The sequence below is a fragment of the Salinicola sp. genome (genome assembly GCF_982684285.1).
Genome location: NZ_CEXLVS010000051.1, coordinates 1 through 19828, shown reverse-complemented (window position 1 = coordinate 19828; position 19828 = coordinate 1). Strand labels below are relative to the sequence as shown.

At 63.6% G+C, this 19828-nt stretch carries 18 protein-coding genes; 8 read left to right on the top strand and 10 right to left on the bottom strand.

The genetic code is table 11. The features are described from left to right. From AC3AYF_RS06655 to AC3AYF_RS06645, 3 genes are all read right to left on the bottom strand, one after another. On the bottom strand, window positions 1-1183 hold a 1183-nt coding region (locus AC3AYF_RS06655), incomplete at its 3' end, for a TRAP transporter large permease (RefSeq protein WP_487779537.1). Then, window positions 1173-1745, bottom strand: coding sequence for a TRAP transporter small permease subunit (locus tag AC3AYF_RS06650; protein ID WP_295036321.1), 573 nt, complete (start codon window positions 1743-1745; stop codon window positions 1173-1175). The genes AC3AYF_RS06655 and AC3AYF_RS06650, both read right to left, overlap by 11 nt. Before the next feature lie 83 nt (window positions 1746-1828). Continuing rightward, entirely contained in the window at window positions 1829-2920 is a 1092-nt protein-coding gene (locus tag AC3AYF_RS06645) for a TRAP transporter substrate-binding protein (RefSeq protein ID WP_295036320.1), read from the bottom strand. Window positions 2921-3457: 537 nt separating this feature from the next. Between AC3AYF_RS06645 and AC3AYF_RS06640 the strand changes: the two genes are divergently transcribed. After that, window positions 3458-4279: a transporter substrate-binding domain-containing protein gene (locus AC3AYF_RS06640; RefSeq protein ID WP_295036319.1), complete on the top strand. Its 822-nt coding sequence runs from the start codon at window positions 3458-3460 to the stop codon at window positions 4277-4279. A 100-nt stretch (window positions 4280-4379) separates the two neighbouring features. On the opposite strand, the gene AC3AYF_RS06635 is transcribed toward AC3AYF_RS06640, so the two are convergent. The 3 genes from AC3AYF_RS06635 to dbpA form a co-directional block, all read right to left on the bottom strand. Beyond that, window positions 4380-5387: a zinc-dependent alcohol dehydrogenase family protein gene (locus AC3AYF_RS06635; protein ID WP_295036318.1), complete on the bottom strand. Its 1008-nt coding sequence runs from the start codon at window positions 5385-5387 to the stop codon at window positions 4380-4382. A gap of 139 nt (window positions 5388-5526) precedes the next feature. Beyond that, window positions 5527-6387, bottom strand: a complete 861-nt coding sequence (locus AC3AYF_RS06630; RefSeq protein ID WP_295036317.1) for a PA4780 family RIO1-like protein kinase — start codon at window positions 6385-6387, stop codon at window positions 5527-5529. 32 nt (window positions 6388-6419) lie between these two features. After that, window positions 6420-7844 (bottom strand): ATP-dependent RNA helicase DbpA, encoded by a 1425-nt coding sequence (gene dbpA / locus AC3AYF_RS06625; protein WP_295036329.1) that lies wholly within the window; start codon window positions 7842-7844, stop codon window positions 6420-6422. A gap of 253 nt (window positions 7845-8097) precedes the next feature. On the opposite strand from dbpA, the gene AC3AYF_RS06620 reads away from it, so the two are divergent. Further along, window positions 8098-8826 carry a YebC/PmpR family DNA-binding transcriptional regulator gene (locus AC3AYF_RS06620; protein ID WP_487779536.1) on the top strand — a complete coding sequence of 243 codons (729 nt, stop codon included), beginning with the start codon at window positions 8098-8100 and terminating at the stop codon, window positions 8824-8826. Window positions 8827-8938: 112 nt separating this feature from the next. Here AC3AYF_RS06620 and AC3AYF_RS06615 read toward each other — a convergent pair whose 3' ends face one another. Then, window positions 8939-9529 (bottom strand): BPSL1445 family SYLF domain-containing lipoprotein, encoded by a 591-nt coding sequence (locus AC3AYF_RS06615; protein ID WP_487779535.1) that lies wholly within the window; start codon window positions 9527-9529, stop codon window positions 8939-8941. Window positions 9530-9769: 240 nt separating this feature from the next. Between AC3AYF_RS06615 and AC3AYF_RS06610 the strand changes: the two genes are divergently transcribed. From AC3AYF_RS06610 to AC3AYF_RS06595, 4 genes are all read left to right on the top strand, one after another. Further along, window positions 9770-10771, top strand: a complete 1002-nt coding sequence (locus AC3AYF_RS06610) for an ABC transporter ATP-binding protein (protein ID WP_295036314.1) — start codon at window positions 9770-9772, stop codon at window positions 10769-10771. Continuing rightward, window positions 10768-11529: an ABC transporter permease gene (locus AC3AYF_RS06605; RefSeq protein ID WP_295036313.1), complete on the top strand. Its 762-nt coding sequence runs from the start codon at window positions 10768-10770 to the stop codon at window positions 11527-11529. Before AC3AYF_RS06610 ends, AC3AYF_RS06605 begins: the two co-directional genes overlap by 4 nt. An 89-nt stretch (window positions 11530-11618) precedes the next feature. After that, on the top strand, window positions 11619-12650 hold the full coding sequence (locus tag AC3AYF_RS06600; protein WP_487779534.1) for a nucleoid-associated protein: 1032 nt from the start codon (window positions 11619-11621) through the stop codon (window positions 12648-12650). 290 nt (window positions 12651-12940) lie between these two features. Beyond that, window positions 12941-14563: a methyl-accepting chemotaxis protein gene (locus AC3AYF_RS06595; protein ID WP_487779533.1), complete on the top strand. Its 1623-nt coding sequence runs from the start codon at window positions 12941-12943 to the stop codon at window positions 14561-14563. 81 nt (window positions 14564-14644) lie between these two features. Here AC3AYF_RS06595 and AC3AYF_RS06590 read toward each other — a convergent pair whose 3' ends face one another. Next, the gene (locus AC3AYF_RS06590; RefSeq protein WP_295036309.1) at window positions 14645-16108 is read right to left on the bottom strand and encodes a catalase; all 1464 of its coding nucleotides are present in this window, start codon (window positions 16106-16108) and stop codon (window positions 14645-14647) included. Between the two features lie 508 nt (window positions 16109-16616). Between AC3AYF_RS06590 and AC3AYF_RS06585 the strand changes: the two genes are divergently transcribed. Beyond that, window positions 16617-16760 (top strand): hypothetical protein, encoded by a 144-nt coding sequence (locus tag AC3AYF_RS06585; protein ID WP_295036308.1) that lies wholly within the window; start codon window positions 16617-16619, stop codon window positions 16758-16760. A 13-nt stretch (window positions 16761-16773) separates the two neighbouring features. On the opposite strand, the gene AC3AYF_RS06580 is transcribed toward AC3AYF_RS06585, so the two are convergent. Continuing rightward, on the bottom strand, window positions 16774-17727 hold the full coding sequence (locus tag AC3AYF_RS06580) for an AraC family transcriptional regulator (protein WP_295036307.1): 954 nt from the start codon (window positions 17725-17727) through the stop codon (window positions 16774-16776). Window positions 17728-17912: 185 nt separating this feature from the next. On the opposite strand from AC3AYF_RS06580, the gene AC3AYF_RS06575 reads away from it, so the two are divergent. Beyond that, window positions 17913-18980 carry an aldo/keto reductase gene (locus AC3AYF_RS06575; RefSeq protein ID WP_295036306.1) on the top strand — a complete coding sequence of 356 codons (1068 nt, stop codon included), beginning with the start codon at window positions 17913-17915 and terminating at the stop codon, window positions 18978-18980. 50 nt (window positions 18981-19030) lie between these two features. Here the strand turns inward: AC3AYF_RS06575 and AC3AYF_RS06570 are convergent, their stop codons facing one another. Next, complete coding sequence (locus AC3AYF_RS06570) at window positions 19031-19435, bottom strand: transcriptional regulator (protein ID WP_295036305.1); 405 nt, start codon at window positions 19433-19435, stop codon at window positions 19031-19033. Between the last annotated feature and the right edge of the window lie 393 nt (window positions 19436-19828).

The following is a 19828-nucleotide window of genomic DNA, read 5'->3' as shown; positions in this document are numbered from 1 at the left end:
CCTTGAGGTAGAACAGCGACCATCCGAACGGCGGGGTCAGAAACGAGGTCTGCAGGTTCATCGCCACCAGAATGCAGAGCCAGGCGAGATCGACCCCCTGGGCCTGAAAATAGGGCAGCAGCAGCGGCATCACGATGTAGGAGATCTCGATCCAGTCGAGAAAGAATCCCAGCAGGAAGACCAGCGCCATCATGAACAGAATACCGCCCCAGACTCCACCGGGCAGAAACTCGAACAACGAATCGATCAGTCGATCGCCGCCCAGCCCCCGGAACGCCAAACTGAAAACCTGCGCAGCGATCAGCACGAACAGCGTCATGCCGGTGATCTTGAAGGTCGAGATGACGGTGTCGCTCATCACTCTCCGAGTCAATCGACCGGTGCAGGCCACCAGAACGATGGCACCGATCGCGCCGACTGACGCCGCCTCCGTGGGCGCCGCCACACCCCCGATGATCGACCCCAGCACCAGAACGATCAGCACCAGCGGTGGTGCGACCACCTTGGCCAGATCGATCATCAGCGTGCGGTTGTCGACCGTCGCGCGTTCAGCGGCATCGATCGGTGGCATCGTATGCGGCTTCAGCTTGGCCATGATCACCAGATAGATCACGTAAAGCCCGGACAACAGCAGTCCCGGGATCAAGGCGCCCGCGAACAGCGTGCCGACGGACTCGCCAGAGATGTCCGCGAGCACGATCAGCACCAGGCTGGGTGGAATGATCTGACCGAGGGTGCCGGCCGCACAGATCGTGCCGCAGGCCAGCGCCTTGTTGTACTGGCGCGCCAGCAGCGTCGGCAGGCTGATCAACCCAACGGTGACGACGGTAGCCGCCACGATGCCGGTGGAAGCCCCCATCAGCACGCCGACGATGATGATGGCAACCGTCATGCCGCCCGGGCGCGCACCGGCGACATGGCCGATGACATCGAGCATGCGATCGGCCAGCCGCGACTTCTCCAGCATCACGCCCATGAACACGAAGAGTGGAATGGCAAGCAGTGTGTAGTTGGTGACGACCCCATAGACGCGCAGGGGCAGTAGCCCGAATAGCGAGGCGCCGAAACCGAACACCCCGAATACGATACCGCTGGCGGCCAGGGCAAACGGTACCGGGATACCGATCAACAGCAGGGCAAAGAGCGCCAGCACCATACCAACCGCCATCATTTCAAGTCCCATCACGCACCTCCGACGAGCGTCCCGCCATCAGCGTGATCAGATCGATCAGGCCCCGCACGATGCCCTGCCATGCCACCAGGGCGAAGCCGAGCGGCACGAAGGCCTTGATCACGTAGCGAGCCGGTAGCCCACCAGGGTCGGGAGATCCTTCATTCAACGACCAGGACTGATAGACAAAATCCAGGCACATCCAGGCCAGGAACAGCATGCTCGGCACGACGATCAACAGCGAGATGATGATGTCGAGAATCTGCCGGGCACGCGGACTGTAGTGCTGATAGAAAATGTCGACCCGTACGTGCTCGTTCTGCTGGAAGGTGTAAGAGGCGCTGATCATCGCGATGACCGCCAACAGATGCCATTGCAGCTCCTGCTCGGCCACGGACCCCACGTGCCAGACGTAGCGGAACAGCACATCGCCGGCCACCATCAGCACCAGCGCTAGCGTCAGCCATGCCGTGGCGCGACCCAGCCGCTCCATGCCGCGATCCAGACCGCGCAGGCAACGGACCAGGCCGAGCACGAACGGCTGGCTGCCGCGATCGGTTTCCATCGTAGTCATGACGTCAATATCCCCTGGACAACGAGAGAGGGAGTCCCGGCCAACTCTCGGCCAGAGACTCGCCAAAACGGAGGGTGCCCGGCTCAAAGATCGAGGTTGAGAACGACCTTTTCGCTGACATCCAGCCAGGATTTCGCCGTTTTCATGAAGTCGAAGTAGGCGGTATTGACCTTGGCGACCATGGGGTCCTTGGCAGCCTCTGCCGACAAGGTATCCATGGTCACTTCGCGCAGTCTGGGCAATACGCCATCGGGTAGCTGGCGTACCGTCACGCCCTGATTCTGGGTCAGGTCATTGAGCGCTTCGGAGTTGTTGGCATTGCACCAGGCGAAGCTGATTTCGTTGCAGGCAGCCGCGCAGTTCTGCACGACGGCCTTTAGGTCTTCCGGTAACTGCTCCCAGGCGCTGGCATTGATCAGCAGTTCCGACACGTTGGAGGGCTCGTGCCAACCGGGGGTGTAGTAGTTGCTGGCGGCATTTTGCAGGCCCAACTGCCGGTCGAGATAGGGGCCGACGAATTCGGCGGCATCGATGACACCACGCTCTAGTGCCGGGAAGATCTCACCGCCGGGCAACACCTTGACATTGACGCCCAGCTGCTCGTAAACCTTCGCCGACAGGCCCGCGATGCGCATGCGCAACCCTTTGAAGCTGTCGATGTTCTCGAGCGGCTCCTTGAACCAGCCGGTCATCTGCATACCGGTATTGCCGACCGGCAACGCCTTGAGCCCGAAGTCGGCATAGACTTCGTCCCACAGTGCCTGCCCGCCGCCGTGATAAAGCCAGGCGTTGACCATCATGACGTCCATGCCAAAGGGGACGGCGGTGAAATATTGCGCGGCGAAAGAGCGTCCCGCCCAGAAGAACGAGTTCCCCCAGTTCATCTGCACGGTGCCGCTGCGTACCGCATCGAAACCGCCCAATGCCGGCACCAGCTCGCCGGCCGGGAAGAAGTCGATCTTCATTCGGCCGCCGGATGCCGCTTCGACCCGCTTGGCAAAATCGCTGGCCGATCCCGGCCCGGTGGAATAGAAAGGCGCGCCGGCAGGATAGGCGCCGGTCATGCGCCAGTGAAATTGCTGCGCATCTGCGCCGCGCGCAATCATCGGGGCTCCGGCCAGGCCCACCAGCGCTCCGGCCCCCGTCTTGATGAAATCCCGTCGTTTGTAGGTCATTGCACTGTGCTCTCCACCGAATGGTTGTTCGCATCACACTCATTACGTCCTGAACAACCCTCCGCAAACCCCGTGCCAACATTCTGCAGATAAATCTCAAACCACTAATTTATAATAATAATTTATTATTATTTCGCATTACCCATCAGCGCCGTTCCGCCTTTGGCTACGCACCACGCCAGCGCCAGGGTTCGAGGCAAGAAATGGACAATCGCCGAAAGAAACGACGTCCCGCTTTCGTATGTCAGAATCCATGATCGCTTCACGTAAAAATCCGCTGGGTCGGTAACTCGAATCGGTAGCATTTGTAAAGCTGGCATCAAAATGATCAGCACTCTCCATTTCAGTGCAGTTTTCTCACGCACCACCTGTCGGCAGACCACCACCCCACTACGCGTTCTGGGAACTAGACACTGGTCATTCGTCGAGGCCTGCGCCACCATTAACGAACGGCGTGATCCCGGATCATCGTCGCTACCGATAGTTCACCAATAAGCACAAGGGTCCTCAGAAGGCCACCGACCAAGGATTTTGCTCGTGACACGACGTTTTGACTCTCGTTTCGCTATCCCGCTCGTCGCCCTGGCTATCGGGGTCGGCCTGGCTTCCACCGCCCATGCCGCCGCGCCTCAGCACGTACGCATTGCCGTCGACGTGCCCTACCCGCCGTTCGAGTACCGCAACGCCGCCGGTGAGCTGGAGGGGTTCGAGATCGATCTGGGCAACACCCTGTGCCAGCGCGCCAAGCTCGACTGCGAATGGGTGGTTCAGGGCTGGGACGGCATCATCCCCGGCCTGCTCTCGCGCAAGTACGACGCCATCATGTCGTCGATGCGGATCACCCCGGCGCGGGAGCGTCAGGTGCGGTTCACGCGACCCTATGCGATGTCGCCCAAGGTGTGGGGCGCCCGTCGGGGCAACGACATCTCCCTCGATGATCCGGCGTCGCTCAAGGGGTTGTCGGTCGGCGTGCAGCGCGGCACCACCCAGGACAGCTACATCACCCAGCAATACGCCGGCACGCTCGACATTCAGCGCTACGCCAAGGCGGCAGACGTCGCACTGGACCTGGAGTCGCAGCGGCTCGATCTGGCTTTCCTCAACTATCCCGTGGCGCTGGATTCACTGGAGATCGGCAATCCCGACAGCCAGTTCGTCCAGGTGGGCCCGCGCATCGACCGGCCGGAGTCGACCTTCGGCAAGGGCAACGCCATCGCCGTGCGCCCTCGCGACAAGGAGCTGGCCGAAGCCTTCGACCAGGCGCTGGACAGCGTCTACGCCGACGGCACGTTCGAAACCCTGATGCACCAGTATTTCGACTACGACCTGCGCCCTGCTTCCCGCAAGACGGATAGCTGACAGCGATCGGAAGGTGTGAAAAAGCGCCGCCGGTCAGTCATCTGTCCGGCGGCGCTGGCGGGTTGCCTCAAGTGTCCGCACCAGTGGTTGGTGCTATAGATCAGAACTCCAGGCAGATCTTGCCGAAGTGCTTGCCGGATTCCTGGTGGCGGAAGGCATCGGCAATTCGATCCAGCGCGAACGAGCAGTCGATGACCGGCTTGATCCCGGTGGTCTCGAGGGCGCGAATCATCTCGATCTGATGACGGCGACTGCCCACGATAAGCCCCTGTAGCCGGGCCTGCTTCGCCATCAGCTTGGAGGTCGGGATATCGCCGCCGCGTCCGGTTAGCACGCCGATCAGCGAGATATGCCCGCCAATGGCAACGGCATCTATGGATTGCGGCAAGGTGCCCGGGCCGCCGACTTCGATGACGTGATCGGCGCCGCGGCCATCGGTCAGCGCCTGGACTCTCTTGCCCCACTCCGGCTCTTCGCGGTAGTTGATGGTGTGATCGGCACCCAGCGCCTCGAGCCGAGCGATCTTCTCCTCGTTGGACGACGTCGAGATGACCCTCGCCCCCATCGCCTTGGCCAGTTGCAGCGCAAAGATCGAGACGCCGCCGGTCCCCAGCGTGAGCACGGTATCGCCGGCCTTGAGGCCGCCATCGACCACCAGTGCGCGCCAGGCCGTGAGGCCGGCCGTGGTCAGCGTGGACGCTTCGGCATGGGTATAACCTTCGGGAGCGTGGGTGAACCAGTGGGCGGGCCGTACCACCTGCTCGCGGGCGTAGCCATCGACGCCGTCGCCCGGCACCGTCTTGAAGTCGGCCACGCGCGCCGGGCCATCGAGCCAGTGAGGGAAGAAGGTCGAGACGACGTGATCGCCGGTGGCGAACTCCGTGACGCCCTTGCCCACGGCTTCGACCACGCCCGCGCCGTCGGCCATGGGGATGCGACCTTCCTCGGTCGGGGATTTCCCGCTGGCGACGATATAGTCGTGGAAGTTGAGCGAACTGGCGTGAAGGCGGACGCGGATCTCTCCCGGTCCCGGCTCTCCCGGTCCTTCGACCTCGTGCAGCTTGAGCTGGTCCAGGCCTCCGGGAGACTTGAGGTTGATGACTTGCATGGGGCACTCCTTGAACGCGACGACCTCGAAAGATCGCCTGATGGTATGCTCAGAGTGTAGACGCTCTCCTCCGGCACCGATCAAGCCGTGCCGACAACGTCACGCTTTCTACCGGCATGACAGCTGTCTTTATCGCCCGCTACCACGCCTGCTCGTCGTCATCCTGCTCGCGCGCCTGCCGCTCTGCGGCTTCCTCGCGGGCGGCGTCGATCACCTGCATGACATCGCTGACGTCGACGAGGGTCGCATCCGGCACGAACCGCCCCGTGAGCCGAACCTCGGGGTGGAGCTCGCCCGCCTCGTAGAGCGCCCAGATCTCCTTGCCGTAGTCGGTCTTCAACAGCGCCGGCGCGAAACGACCGAAGTAGCTGCGCAGGTTGTCGACGTCGCGCACCAGCATCCAGGGCGCGTTGTTGTTGCCGGCCGCATCCACCGCCTGGGGCAGGTCGATGATCACCGGCCCCTCGGCGCCGACCAGGATGTTGAACTCCGACAGGTCGCCGTGGATCAGACCCGCGCACAGCATCTGGACGACTTCGCCGATCAGGCGCTGGTGATACTCGAGCGCCAGCTCCGGCGTCAGTTCGACGTCATCGAGGCGCGGCGCGACGTCGCCATCGGCATCGACGATCATCTCCATCAGCAGCACGCCATCGACGAAGCCGTAGGGCGTCGGTACCCGCACGCCCGCCTCGGCGAGGCGGTAGAGCGCGTCGACTTCCGCATTCAACCAGGCCGACTCCTGCTCGCGCTGGCCGTAGCGGGTCTTCTTCGACATCGCTCGCGCGCGGCGGCTGTTGCGCACCTTGCGGCCTTCCTGATAGGCCACCGCCTGCTTGAAGCTGCGCTGCTTGGCTTCCTTGAACACCTTGGCACAGCGCGGCTCGTCACCGCAGCGGACCACGAAAACCTGGGCCTCCTTGCCACTCATCAGTTGACTGACGACCTCGTCCACCAGGCCATCCTCGACCAACGGCTGCAATCGCTTGGGTACTTTCATGCTTTCGCTATCCTCACAGGTCCTCGCTATCCTCAGCGTCCGATTCGGCGCACCCGGCAGCTGCGCCCTTTTAGTTTTCCGGCGCTCAACGTCGTCAGCGCCTGCTTGGCGATGCCGCGCTCGACCGCGACGTAAGCGCTGCGATCGAGCACCTTGATCCTGCCCACCTGATCGCCTTCGATGGCATCGTCACCGTTGGTCAAGGCCCCCAGCACGTCGCCCGGGCGGATCTTCTGCTTCTTGCCGGCGTCGATCTGGAGCGTCGCCATGCGCGGTTGGAACGGTTGCTGTCCGGTGTCGGCGCGGCCGGGCAACGGCTCCACCGGCAGGCGCTCGCCCAGGAATGCCTCGAGACGTTCGAGCCGATAGGCCTCGTTCTCGGTCAACAGCGTGCAGGCCACGCCGCGCGCGCCGGCACGCCCCGTTCGACCGATCCGATGCACGTGCACCTCGAGTTCACGGGCGATCTGGTAATTGAATACCGCATCCAGCGCGTCGATATCCAATCCGCGCGCCGCCACGTCGGTGGCGACCAGCACCGACAGGCTCTTGTTGGCGAAACGGATCAGCGTCTGGTCGCGATCGCGCTGCTCGAGATCGCCGTGGAGCGCCTCGGCGCTGAATCCCATGGCGACCAGCTCGTCCGCCACCGCCTGGGTCTCGCGCTTGGTGTTGCAGAACACCACGCTGGATTCCGGCCGGTAGTGCAGCAGCAGTTGGCGCAGGGCCGCAAGACGGGCCGGCTCGTCGGCGACCTGGTGGAAATGCTGGCGAATGCTCTGCTCGTCATGGGTCGAGGCCACTTCGACCGTCACCGGCTCGCGCAGCATGCGCTCGGCGACCGGGCGCACGCTGTCTCCGTAGGTGGCGCTGAACAGCAGCGTCTGGCGTGTCGTCGGCGTGGCCGCGACGATGGCGTCCAGCGCGGCCTGGAAGCCCATGTCGAGCATGCGGTCGGCCTCGTCCAGCACCAGCACGGCGAGCGAGGACAGATCCAGCGACCCCTTGCGCAGATGCTCTTCGATGCGGCCCGGCGTGCCGACGACGACGTGCGCGCCGTGGGAGAGCGAGTTCAACTGCGGGCCCAGCGGTGCGCCGCCGCAGAGCGAGAGTATCTTGACGTTGGCCAGCATGCGGGCCAACCGACGCAGCTCCTCGGCGACCTGATCGGCCAGCTCACGGGTCGGGCACAGCACCAGGGCCTGAACCTGGAACCGCGAGACCTCGAGCGCCGACAGCAGGCCGAGCCCGAAAGCCGCGGTCTTGCCCGAACCGGTCTTGCCCTGGCCGATCACGTCCCTGCCGCGCAGGATCGGCGGCAGGCTGGCGGCCTGGATCGGCGTCATCGCCAGATAGCCCAGCGACGCCAGATTGTCCTGCAGCGCCGACGGCAGCGACAGCGAGGAGAACGCCTCGGGCTGGTGCGTCGCGGATGGGTCACTGTCGCCGCGAGGCATCTGGTGAGGGTCGGTATCGGGCACGGCAGGCGCTCCTGGTCGAGATGAAGGGATCGATGCAGTCAACCGGCGGACGCCTCGGTCTCGCCATGTCATGCTCGGGCGCGGCAGGATAACAGAGCACGGCGAGATTGACGCCGTCTCGTCGCCCGGGGGTGGTCAATTGGCGCGGAAAAGCCCAAATAAACCTGCAACATCGGCGCGATGTTGCGTAAAATCTCGCCCGTCGTTGACAACCTGATAGGTAGTGACAATGGGTAGGGCCTTCCAGAATCGCAAGGAATCCATGGCCAAAACGGCCGATGCCAAGACCAAGGTCTACAGCAAGTATGGCCGCGAAATCTATGTCTGCGCCAAGTCCGGTGGCACCGACCCCTCCGGCAACCTGACGCTGCGCGGGCTGATCGACAAGGCCAAGAAGGACCAGGTCCCCTCGCACGTGATCGACAAGGCGATCGACAAGGCCAAGGGCAGCGGTGGCGAGGACTTCTCGTCGGCACGCTACGAGGGCTTCGGCCCCGGCAACTGCATGGTGATCGTCGAGTGCCTGACCGACAACCCGAACCGGACCTTCGGCGACGTGCGCGGCTGCTTCACCAAGACCAAGAGCAAGATCGGCACCCAGGGCACCGTCAGCCACATGTTCGACCACTGCGCGATCTTCGCTTTCGCCGGAGAAGACGAGGAGGCCGTGCTCGAGGCGCTGATGGAAGCCGATGTCGACGTCACCGACATCGAGAGCGAGGAGGGTCGTATCACGGTCTTCGCGCCGCACATCGACTATGCCAAGGCCAAGCAGGCGCTGCTCGATGCCTTCGGCGAACTCGAGTTCGAGGCCGACGAGATCCAGTTCCTGCCGCAGACCCATACGCCGGTCGAAGGCGATGACGTGGCGATGTTCGAGAAGCTCATCGACATGCTGAACTATCTCGACGACGTGCAGAACGTCTACCACAACGCCGAGCTGCCCGAGAGCGCCTGATCCGGCGGGCCCGCCGGCTTTTCAGATCGCCACAAGAAACCCACCTCACGGTGGGTTTCCTGCGCTGGGCCGGTGAATCACCCGATCCCGGTGGGCTGCCCTCCGGGGCGTATCAGGGGCTGACCTTGGAGATCTTGGCGCCGTTCAGCGAAACGCCGCCCTGGATGCCCTGATTGTTCATCACGAACGCCACCACTTCCTTGTTGGCAGTGTTGTTGGTGATCTGACCGTTGGCACCGATATCCGCCACCGCGACCCCGGCGCTGGCGCCCACCGACCAGCCGTTGTCGCTGCGCACGCGGTTGAGCGCCTTCTCCGTCATCAGCATGTAGACGATGGCCTGGGACTGCGCCCCGGCCTGGAAACCGATCGAGCCGCTGGTGGTGGTGTAGTAGCCCGCCTTGGCGCCATCAATCAGCAGCGAGCCGTCACCGTGGCTGGCGCCGACGATGAAGCTGGCGCCCAGCACGCCCGGGAACACCAGTACGCCCTCCGCACGCTCGGCCAGGGAGCGGGCCTCCGGCACCGAGCGATAGAGCCGGTCCAGCGTCTGTTCCACGTCCTGATCGAGCTGCTGGCGCTGCGAAAGCCGGCTTTCCCGGTCGGAGGTCGTCGTCGTGGTGCAGGCGGACAGCGCCGTGCCGCCGAGGACGGCAGCGAACAACACGATGGCGGTGCGATGGATAAAGGAAGAACGTGGCATGAATGGCCTCCTTGCTGGAACGAGCCCGGCATCTTTCCGACACCGACCTTCTCTGTAAGATTTTTTATGTTGCCTGTTCGTTATAGACAACTCTGCGCCATTACGCCCGTTCAACGGCCACGGTCAGCCTTCATTCGCGCGCTCCTGGTGGCACCTGCACGATCCCGATCGTTCACGGGTCCAGTCGGCGATCTTTTTCGCCTACAATGATGGCCCCTCACGTCACGATGTATCGCCTTCATGAACCACGAGACGCCCACAGCGCCAGCGCGCAAGACCCAAGCCGAGTCTCCGGTCGCCCGGCCGGCGCCGGTGATCGCCATCTCCGGCCTCTCCAAGCGCTACGACTCCGGTTTCGAAGCGCTGAAGCAGATCGACCTGGAGATCCAGCGCGGCGAGATATTTGCGCTGCTGGGCCCCAACGGGGCCGGCAAGACCACCTTGATCAGCATCATCTGCGGGCTGGTCAACGCCACCGGCGGCAGCGTGATGGTCGACGGTCACGACATCGTCACCGACTACCGCGCGGCGCGCGCCAAGATCGGGCTGGTGCCCCAGGAGCTGACCAGCGATGCCTTCGAGACCGTCTGGAACACGGTGCGCTTCAGTCGCGGCCTGTTCGGTAAAGCGCCCAACGACACCCACATCGAGCAGGTGCTCAAGGCGCTGTCGCTGTGGGACAAGCGCAAGAACAAGCTGATCACGCTCTCCGGCGGCATGAAGCGCCGCGTGCTGATCGCCAAGGCCCTGGCGCACGAGCCGGAGATCCTGTTCCTCGACGAGCCCACCGCGGGTGTCGACGTCGAGCTGAGACGCGACATGTGGGAGGTGGTCAGGGAGCTTCGCAACAGCGGCGTGACCATCATCCTGACCACGCACTACATCGAGGAAGCCGAGGAGATGGCCGATCGGATCGGCGTCATCAACGGCGGCGAGATCGTGCTGGTGCGGGAAAAGGCGGCGCTGATGCGCCAGCTCGGCAGCAAGCAGTTGACGCTGCACCTGCAGACGCCGCTGGCCAGCGTGCCGCCGGCGCTGGCCCATCACCCGTTGACGCTGGCCGAAGACGGCAACGTGCTGGTCTACACCTACGATGCCAGCGAAGCCGGCGATAGCGATCACGTCAGCATCAGTGCACTGATCAACGAGATCGAGGACGCCGGAATCCGCTTCAAGGATCTGCATACCAAGCAGAGTTCGCTGGAAGATATTTTCGTCAACCTGGTCAGAGAGCGCTCATGAACCTGCAAGCCGTCCGCTCCATCTATGTCTTCGAAATGGCCCGTGCCGGGCGCACGTTGTTGCAGAGCCTGATCTCTCCGGTCATCTCGACATCGCTCTACTTCGTCGTGTTCGGCGCCGCCATCGGCTCGCGCATCCAGGAGGTCGAGGGCGTCAGTTACGGCGCCTTCATCGTGCCCGGCCTGATCATGCTGATGCTGTTGACACAGAGCGTCTCCAACGCCTCCTTCGGCATCTTCTTCCCCAAGTTCACCGGCACCATCTACGAGGTGCTGTCGGCGCCGATCTCGTACTTCGAGATCGTGCTCGGCTATGTCGGCGCCGCCGCCTCCAAGTCTGCCATTCTGGGGCTGGTGATACTGGGCACGGCCAACTTCTTCGTCGACCTGCACATCCAGCACCCGTTCATGATGATGCTGTTCCTGCTGTTGACCGCCCTCACCTTCAGTTTGCTCGGCTTCATCATCGGGATCTGGGCGGACAGCTTCGAGAAACTGCAGCTGGTGCCGCTGCTGATCATCACGCCGCTGACCTTCCTCGGCGGCAGCTTCTACTCGATCGATATGCTGCCGCCGATGTGGCAGGCGGTGACGCTGGCCAATCCGGTGGTCTACCTGGTCAGCGGGTTTCGCTGGAGCTTCTACGGCATCAGCGACGTCAGCGTGGTCGCCAGCCTGGTCATGATCGGCGTCTTCCTGGCCGTCAGCCTGGCCGTCATCAGCTGGATCTTCCGCACCGGGTATCGCCTCCGTCCCTGAGCAGGAGGCCCCGGCCCGGACACGCCGCCGTCTCTCTTTCGCGGGCCGCCATCCGGCCGCCCGCCCTTTCACGCTTCACGAGCCATCTCATGCCGATACTGCAGACCTGCGCCCATCGCATCGACAAACAGGGCGACGAACATCCCGCCACGCTGACGGGCGGCGAAGCCATGCGCGACACCGCCACGGCAGAGTCGCTGCTGGCGGCGTTCAACTCGAGCTTTCACGGCAAGCCCAAGGCGTGGGGGCACTTCGTCGACGGTACTTCGGAAGAGACCAACGACACCAACGGCGCAACGGCGTCAGCGTCGCGTTTCGCCTACGAGCTGGAGCGCTATCGCAGCGGCGAGATCAACTTCACCGACTTCACCCGGCAGACCACCGAAAGCCTGGCACCGCTGATCGACGCCCATCTCTCGATCGGTGGCCACTGGTGGTTCGTTCACTCCCGCCAGGGGGAGGCGGAGACCCTGACCCTGACGCTGCTCCATCAGCGCGACGGCTATGGCTTCGACCACGATCTCAACGTCGTCCCCGTCCAGCAGCTCAACCTCGGCCAGCTGATGCTGGCGGCACGAATCGACCTGACCCAGTGGCAACGCGGGGAGTCACGCCAGTACATCACCTACGTGCAGGACCGGGGCAACAAGAAACTGGTGGAAGCCTTTCGGCAGTGGCTTGGATGCCAGGAGGGCGTCAATGCCGGGGCCGAGACACGCACCCTGCTCAAGGCGTTCAGCGACTACGTGGAGAGCGAGGACCTGCCCGAGGAAGCCAGCCGGGAGAAGACCGACACGCTGATCGACTATGCCAATGCCCAGGCCAAGCGCGGGGAGCCGATCACGCTGGACGAGCTCTCCGAACTGGTCGACGAGCAGCAACCCAAGGCGTTCTACGACTACATCCGCAATCAGGATTACGGTCTTGCCGCCGAGATCCCGCCGGACAAGCGCACCCTGCAGCAGTTCAAGCGCTTCGCCGGGCGCGCCAGCGGCGTCTCCATCAGTTTCGACTCTCACCTGCTCGGCAACAGCATCGAGTACGACGACGAGCGCGACCGCCTGATCATCAAGCAGGTTCCCGGGCAACTGAAGGATCAGATCAAGCAGCGCGGTCACTGACCGCCACACCGCGCGGCGTCCACCAGACGCCGCCCCTCCCTCCTCTTTTTTCTGGCTCTATCGCCCCTCTCTGCCCCTCGTCAAGCCGCGCCGGCACCTCTCGACCCGGACCGCCACCCGGCACAGCCCGGCACCTCCCGGCAGTCGGATGACACCGAATCGTCTCCTACCGTCATCAAAAAATTAAACTGCACTTCAATAAAAGTTGAACCGGGCCGATAAAAAACTAACGACACGCGCTCGCGTGGAAACCTGCGCCGTACCTGAAAGAGATTCTTGGGGGATCGAACATGAGAATTGCGCTCCACAGCGTCAAAGCCCGACTATTCCTGGCGCTGGGCCTGATCATCCTGCTGCTGGTCGTGATCGGCATACAGGGCGTATTGAGCAACCGCCAGACCCAGCAGGCGATGCAGTCCATCGTCGGAGAGAATGTTCAGGAAATGATCGAGCTCTCCACGGTGAGGGCAGCCATCGGCGACAATCGCACCATCTTCGCCCGGGTTGGGGCCGGCAATCTCTCCGACGCCCAGCAACGGGAGGTCGAGGCGAACCGCAAGCGCACCGACGACGCCTGGAACCACTACTACCCGGCACTGGTGTCGAGCGATGCGGAGCGGCAGCAGGCCGAGCGTTACCAGCAGCAGCTGCAATCGCTTCGCAGCCAGTTGGACAGCGGCAAGGCGAGCGAAGCGCAGGTCAACCAGATCTATGCTGACCTCTACGAGCCGGTCACCTCGCTCTATCGAGGGGCACGAGAGGCCACCCTCGCCAGCTACCAGCAGAGCGTCGAGGACTATCAGTTCAGCCGCAACGTGATCATCGGCGCTATCCTTCTCGGCTTGATGGTGGCCATCGCCATCGGCTGGTGGCTCAGTCGCGGCATCCTGAGGCCACTGCGGGAGGCCACGGCATTCACCGAGTCGCTGGCCAAGGGCGATCTCGGCGTGCGCCTGAGTGCCAACTATCGCGACGAGTTCGGTCGCATGCTGGACGCCATGGCGTCGATGCGGGACAAACTGTCGAGCGTGATCGGCGAGGTCGCGCGCAACGCAAGGAACGTGGAATCGATCTCCGCCGAGCTGGCGGCCGGCAACGAGAACCTGAGCCAGCGCACCCAGGAACAGGCCGCCAGCCTGCAGGAGACCGCTGCGGCGCTGGAGCAGATCACCAACACCGTCAAGCAGAACGCCGACAACGCCTCGCAGGCCGACAGCCTCGCCAGCCAGGTCAGCACCCAGGCCAAGCAGGGCGGGGAAGTGGTCAATGAAGCGATCACCGCGATGCAGGAGATCGACGCCTCCAGCAAGCAGATCGCCAACATCATCGGCCTGATCGACGAGATCGCCTTCCAGACCAACCTGCTGGCGCTCAACGCCTCGGTAGAGGCCGCCCGCGCCGGCGAACAGGGACGGGGCTTCGCGGTGGTGGCACAGGAGGTGCGCCAGTTGGCGAGCCGCAGCGCCGACGCCGCCGGCGAGATCAAGCAGCTGGTGTCGGAGAGCGCGCAACGGGTGTCGCGGGGATCGGAGCTGGTCAACCGCTCCGGCGAGACGCTGGCCGGGATCGTCAGCAACGTGGAAAAGGTCACCGACCTGGTCTCGGAGATCGCCGTGGCCAGCCGCGAGCAGTCGACCGGGATTCAGCAGATCAATCTCGCCGTCGGCGAGATGGACAGCGTCACCCAGCAGAATGCGTCGCTGGTCGAGGAGTCCACCGGCGTGACCGGGAACCTGCAGGGCCAGGCCGAGCAGCTGGCGCGCGAGGTCGGGTTCTTCCGTGGCTTCGATGACACCGACCACGCGGCGCCCCCGCGCCCGCGGCAGGCTCCCGCCCTGGCGCCGGCCGCACCGGCAGTGCGCCACGACAACCGCCAGGCGCATCCGGAAACCGAGGAGTGGACCAGCTTCTGACCCCGCAATGATACGACGAGGCCCCACTCACCGACGGTGAGCGGGGCCTCTTGGTCATGCCGTGTCGGCCAGGTGTCGCCGTTACTTGCCGCGATTGGCCTTCACGCCCTCCTCGATGCGCTTGCCGATATTGGCATCGATGTTGTGCCAGTACTCGAACACGCGGGAGAGCACCGGCTCCTCGACCCCGCCGGAGACGTGACCGACCACGTTGTTGACCAGACGGTCGCGGGCGGCATCGTCCATCACCTTGTTGACCAGGTCGTTGGCCTGGCTGAAATCGTCATCCGCCGGACGCAGGGTGTAGGCGGTGCGAACGAATTCGCCATCGGCCTGCCACACCGCATCTTCCGGATAGCGCTCGGGGTCGGCCTTGGAGCCGCCCTTGCTGTTCGGCGCATAGACCGGGTCGCTGGCGTTGTGCATGCGCATCGCGCCACCCTTGCTGTAGCTGTTGACCGGCGACTTGGGCGTGTTGACCGGGATGTGCTTGTAGTTCACCCCCAGACGGGCACGGTGTGCATCGGCATAGGAGATGGAGCGCGCCAGCAGCATCTTGTCCGGCGACAGCCCGGTACCCGGCACCATGTTGTTGGGTTCGAAGGCGGCCTGCTCGATCTGGGTATGGAAATCCTCCGGATTGCGATCCAGCGTCATCCTGCCCACTTCCATCAGCGGGTAGTCGCCGTGCGGCCACACCTTGGTCAAGTCGAAGGGGTTGAGGCGATAGGTCTTGGCATCCTCGAACGGCATGATCTGCACGTGCAGCGTCCAGGTCGGATAATCGCCACGCTTGATCGCCTCGAACAGGTCGCGGCGATGGTAGTCGGCATCGCTGCCGGCCATCTGGTCGGCCTGCTCCTGGGTCATGCACTTGATGCCCTGATCGGTCTTGAAGTGATACTTGACCCAGAAACGTTCGCTCTGGGCGTTGACCCACATGTAGGTGTGGCTGGAGTAGCCGTTCATGTGGCGCCAGGTGGCAGGGACGCCACGATCACCCATCAGCCAGGTCACTTGGTGCGCGGATTCCGGCGCCATGGTCCAGAAGTCCCACTGCATGTCGTGGTCGCGCAGGCCGTTGTCGGCCCGGCGCTTCTGGGAGTGGATGAAGTGCTGGAACTTCATCGGATCGCGTACGAAGAAGACGGGCGTATTGTTGCCCACCATGTCGAAGTTGCCTTCTTCGGTGTAGAACTTCAGGGCGAAGCCGCGCGGGTCGCGCCAGGTATCCGGGCTACCCGATTCGCCGGCCACCGTCGAGAATCGCGCGACCATCTCGGTCTTCTTGCCCGGCTGCAGGAACTTCGCCTTGGTGTATTTGCTGACATCGTGAGTGACTTCGAAATGACCGAAAGCCCCGCCCCCCTTCGCGTGCGGCTGGCGGTCCGGGATCATCTCGCGGTTGAAGGCCGCCATCTGCTCCATCAAATAGTGGTCGTGAAGCACGATCGGGCCATCGGGGCCTACGGACAGTGCATTTTCTTCACTCGCTACGGGGATGCCGGCATCCGTCGTCGTCGGTTTTCGGTTGTCGCTGGTCACGGTGATCTCTCCCTAATTCAACGCCGCAAGACGATGATCGCCTTGCGCTGGTACCCCTTGGCGATGCCCTTCGTGGGCGGACGCGACGAGTCAAATGCCCCATGGCCGTGATGACTCGGATGTCAGGTTCGCGACGCGATCGCCCGAATTCTGCCCGCCTCAGCCGCTCGCGACTCGAGCGCGTGGATCCGGCCCGAGCAGAAGGGCTTCCCGATACGGGCGCACCACAACTTATAGAGTGAACCCTTGGCACTGTCCAACCGCGGGAAACCGACCTTCGGCCAACGGGGCGACGATTGGCCATGGGCTCCCTCCGCCCGATCTCGCCGGTGAAATGCCGAACCCGCTCGCGGCAAGGGCTGCACGATAGTTCGAACCTTGCCCAAGCGAGCTCCTGATAGTCAGGGGCAATACCCACCATGTTCAAATTTCATGGCGGTTGTCACGGTTGATGCGTCTTTCCACCGGACCGGGCATCGAACGACTTCATTTCTGTTTGATAGATTGTTTGACGCTGTTGTCGACCAGGAACAAGCGCGAGGACCTGCAGCAGATCCTCTTCATCGTGTTGATTCTGACCATCATGGTGGGCGGTACGCTGTGGATACCGTTCAATCTGTATTACCGCATGATGCCGTCGATGATGCCGTGACCCCGGCACTCGGTTAGGGGCGCCAGCGCTGCCTGTCCCGCTGCGGTGGCAGACCGAAACAGCGCCGATATTCGCGGCTGAACTGGGAGGGACTCTCGTAGCCGACACGCTGCGCCACCGCCGTCACCTCGAGGGTTCCGGCGAGCAGCAAGCGCCGGGCCTCCTGCAGGCGCAGCTGCTTCTGGTACTGCAGGGGACTCATCGCCGTGACCGCCTTGAAGTGATGGTGCAGCGACGACACGCTCATATGCACGTTCCCGGCGATGACGGCGACCGGCAGCGGTTCGGCGTAACGCTCGCGCAGCAGGCGGATCGCCGCCGCGATCCGCCGGGTCTGGCTATCCTTCAGCGCGATCTGGCGGAGCCGGGCGCCGTGTCCATGGCGAAGCAGGCGGTAGGCGATCTCGCGCTTGATCATGGGCGCCAATACCGGAATGTCCTGCGGCGAATCCAGCAACCGCAGCAGACGCAGCACCGTTTCCAGCAGCGGGGCTTCGAGCCGGTTCACGTAGAGACCCCGCGCCGGTTCGGTGGCCGAGACGGTCGGCAGGTTGTCGTCATGGATCAGCTCGCCGATCAGTTCGACGTCGAGATCCAGGCGCAACCCGAGGTAGGGCGCCTCCCGGCTGGCCCGGGAAACGTCCGCCAGTACCGGCAGGTCGACCGACGAAACCAGGTAATGCATCGGGTCGTACTCGTAGATCTCCTGCCCGATCGAGAGCCGCTTGGCGCCCTGGGCGATCACGCTGAACACCGGATCGTGTACCACGTACTGCGGCGGCCGGGGCGCGCTCAGCCGATGGATCGACAACCCGGGTATGGCGCTCGGCAACTTGCCCTCGCGACCCAGCGTCAGACGATCGAGCAACTCGACCAGTTCCTGGCGGTAACCCAAGAGCGCCCTGTCGTCCCCGCCCGCCAACCCGTAACCGGACAGCGGCGTCACCGCATCGACTCGTTGATTCATGATGGCGATATCTCTCCCCACGAGAGATCCAGCCTATCCCAACCCGCCTCCGAAAGGCACTCGAGGAGCTGCCTCTGGCAGTTTTGGGCAAAGATCCGATCGGATCGAGCCAGTCTCGTTGCCCCCTGTCGACCATACTCGATTCTCTGTCGTCCCTTCCCTCATCGACAACGAGGAGTACCACCATGCGCTACCGCAATCTGGGCAATACCGGCCTGTTCGTCTCCGAGCTCTGCCTGGGCACCATGACCTTCGGCGGCAACGGCGAGATGTGGAGCCAGATCGGCAATCTGCAGCAGGCGGATGCCGACAAGCTGGTCGGCCGGGCTCTCGACGCCGGCATCAATTTCATCGACACGGCCGACGTCTACTCCCAGGGCCAGTCCGAAGTCATCACCGGCCAGGCGCTCAGGAATCTCGGCGTTGCGCGCGACGACGTCGTCGTCGCCACCAAGGTCTTCGGCCCCACCGGCACCGACGATCCCTACCGCTCCAACGGGGTCAACAATCGCGGCGCTTCGCGCTACCACATCATGGAGGGCGTCAAGGCGAGCCTGAAGCGTCTGCAGCTCGACCACATCGATCTCTACCAGATCCACGGCTTCGATCCCGCGACGCCGATCGAGGAGACCGTACGCGCGCTGCACACGCTGGTCGAGCACGGCCACGTACGCTACGTCGGCGTCTCCAACTGGGCGGCCTGGCAGATCATGAAGGCGCTGGGCATCGCCCGGCAGAACGGCTGGCACCGGTTCGAATCGCTACAGGCCTACTACACCCTGGCCGGGCGCGACCTCGAACGCGAGATCGTCCCGCTGCTGGAGAGCGAAAAGCTGGGGCTTATGGTCTGGAGCCCGCTGGCCGGCGGGCTGCTCAGCGGCAAGTATAAGCGGGACGAAGAAGCACAGGCCGGCGACCGGCGCGCCACCTTCGACTTCCCGCCGGTGGACCGGAAGCGCGGCTTCGACTGCATCGACACCATGCGCGAGATCGCCGAGGCCAAGGGCGTTTCGGTTGCCCGGATCGCGCTGGCCTGGCTCCTGCATCAGAGGGCCGTGACCAGCGTCATCGTCGGCGCCAAGCGCCTCGACCAGCTCGACGACAACATCGCCGCCACCGAGGTGCGTCTCGACGAGGACGAACTGGCCCGCCTCGACCAGGTCAGCGCGCTGCCGCCGGAGTATCCGGGCTGGATGCTGGATCGCCAGGGCGACTATCGCCGCGGGCAGTTGGCGGAGTCACGGCAGCGGTAACGGGCCGCTGCGACGGAGCGCGATCCGATCGGCTCCGTCGCCGACGCATGTCAGGACGAGCCTTCGGCATCTTCCGGCTGCAGGCCGTTTGCCCTGGCGAACGTCAGCACCACTTGCCGCAGGATCTTGCGCTGTGCATCGTCGAGCCCCCGGTAGATCCGCAGGATCTCGTCCTCCTCCCCTCCCACGGGTATGACCCAGGTCGCCTGCATCATGCCGCGAACGTGTAACGACCGTTCGCCGTAACGCAGGACCTGCGGTTCGATGCCCAACCAACCGGCCAACACCTGCAGCTTGTCCTGCGAAGGTATCGAATCGCCTCGTAACCACCGTCGCACCCCCTGGAAGGTGACTGGCGCTCCCCAGTAGCGCAAGTTGAACTCACGCTCGAGTACCGAAGGGCGGGGTTCGTATCCAGCGGCGGTCAGCGCCGCTTTGAGGCGGAGCGCAAACAAACTCTTTTCATCCATTGAATCAATTTGAACTAATAGTTCAATTTCAGTTGAACCATTGTTCAAGTTTGTATTGAATTATTAATTCAAACCCTTGTCAGGTTGCGAGAATCGACCACGGCGCTGGGCCATGAATCACTATAGAACGGTTGTTGAAGTGCCACACGGATGGGCGGGAAACACGGCTTTCGATGAGGTGCCATACCGTGGATCGGGAACGCTACGAAACAAGGCGCCGAGACGCCATGCATCACTCGGTAACCATCGACACGCTGACGACAGAGCGTATCGACCGGATACGCTGGGTGGCCAGACGCCACTATCAGGTGACGGATGCCTGGTTCCTGTTGGCGGCGCAAGATCCGCGGTACGAAACCTGCGCATCGGTCGGTATCG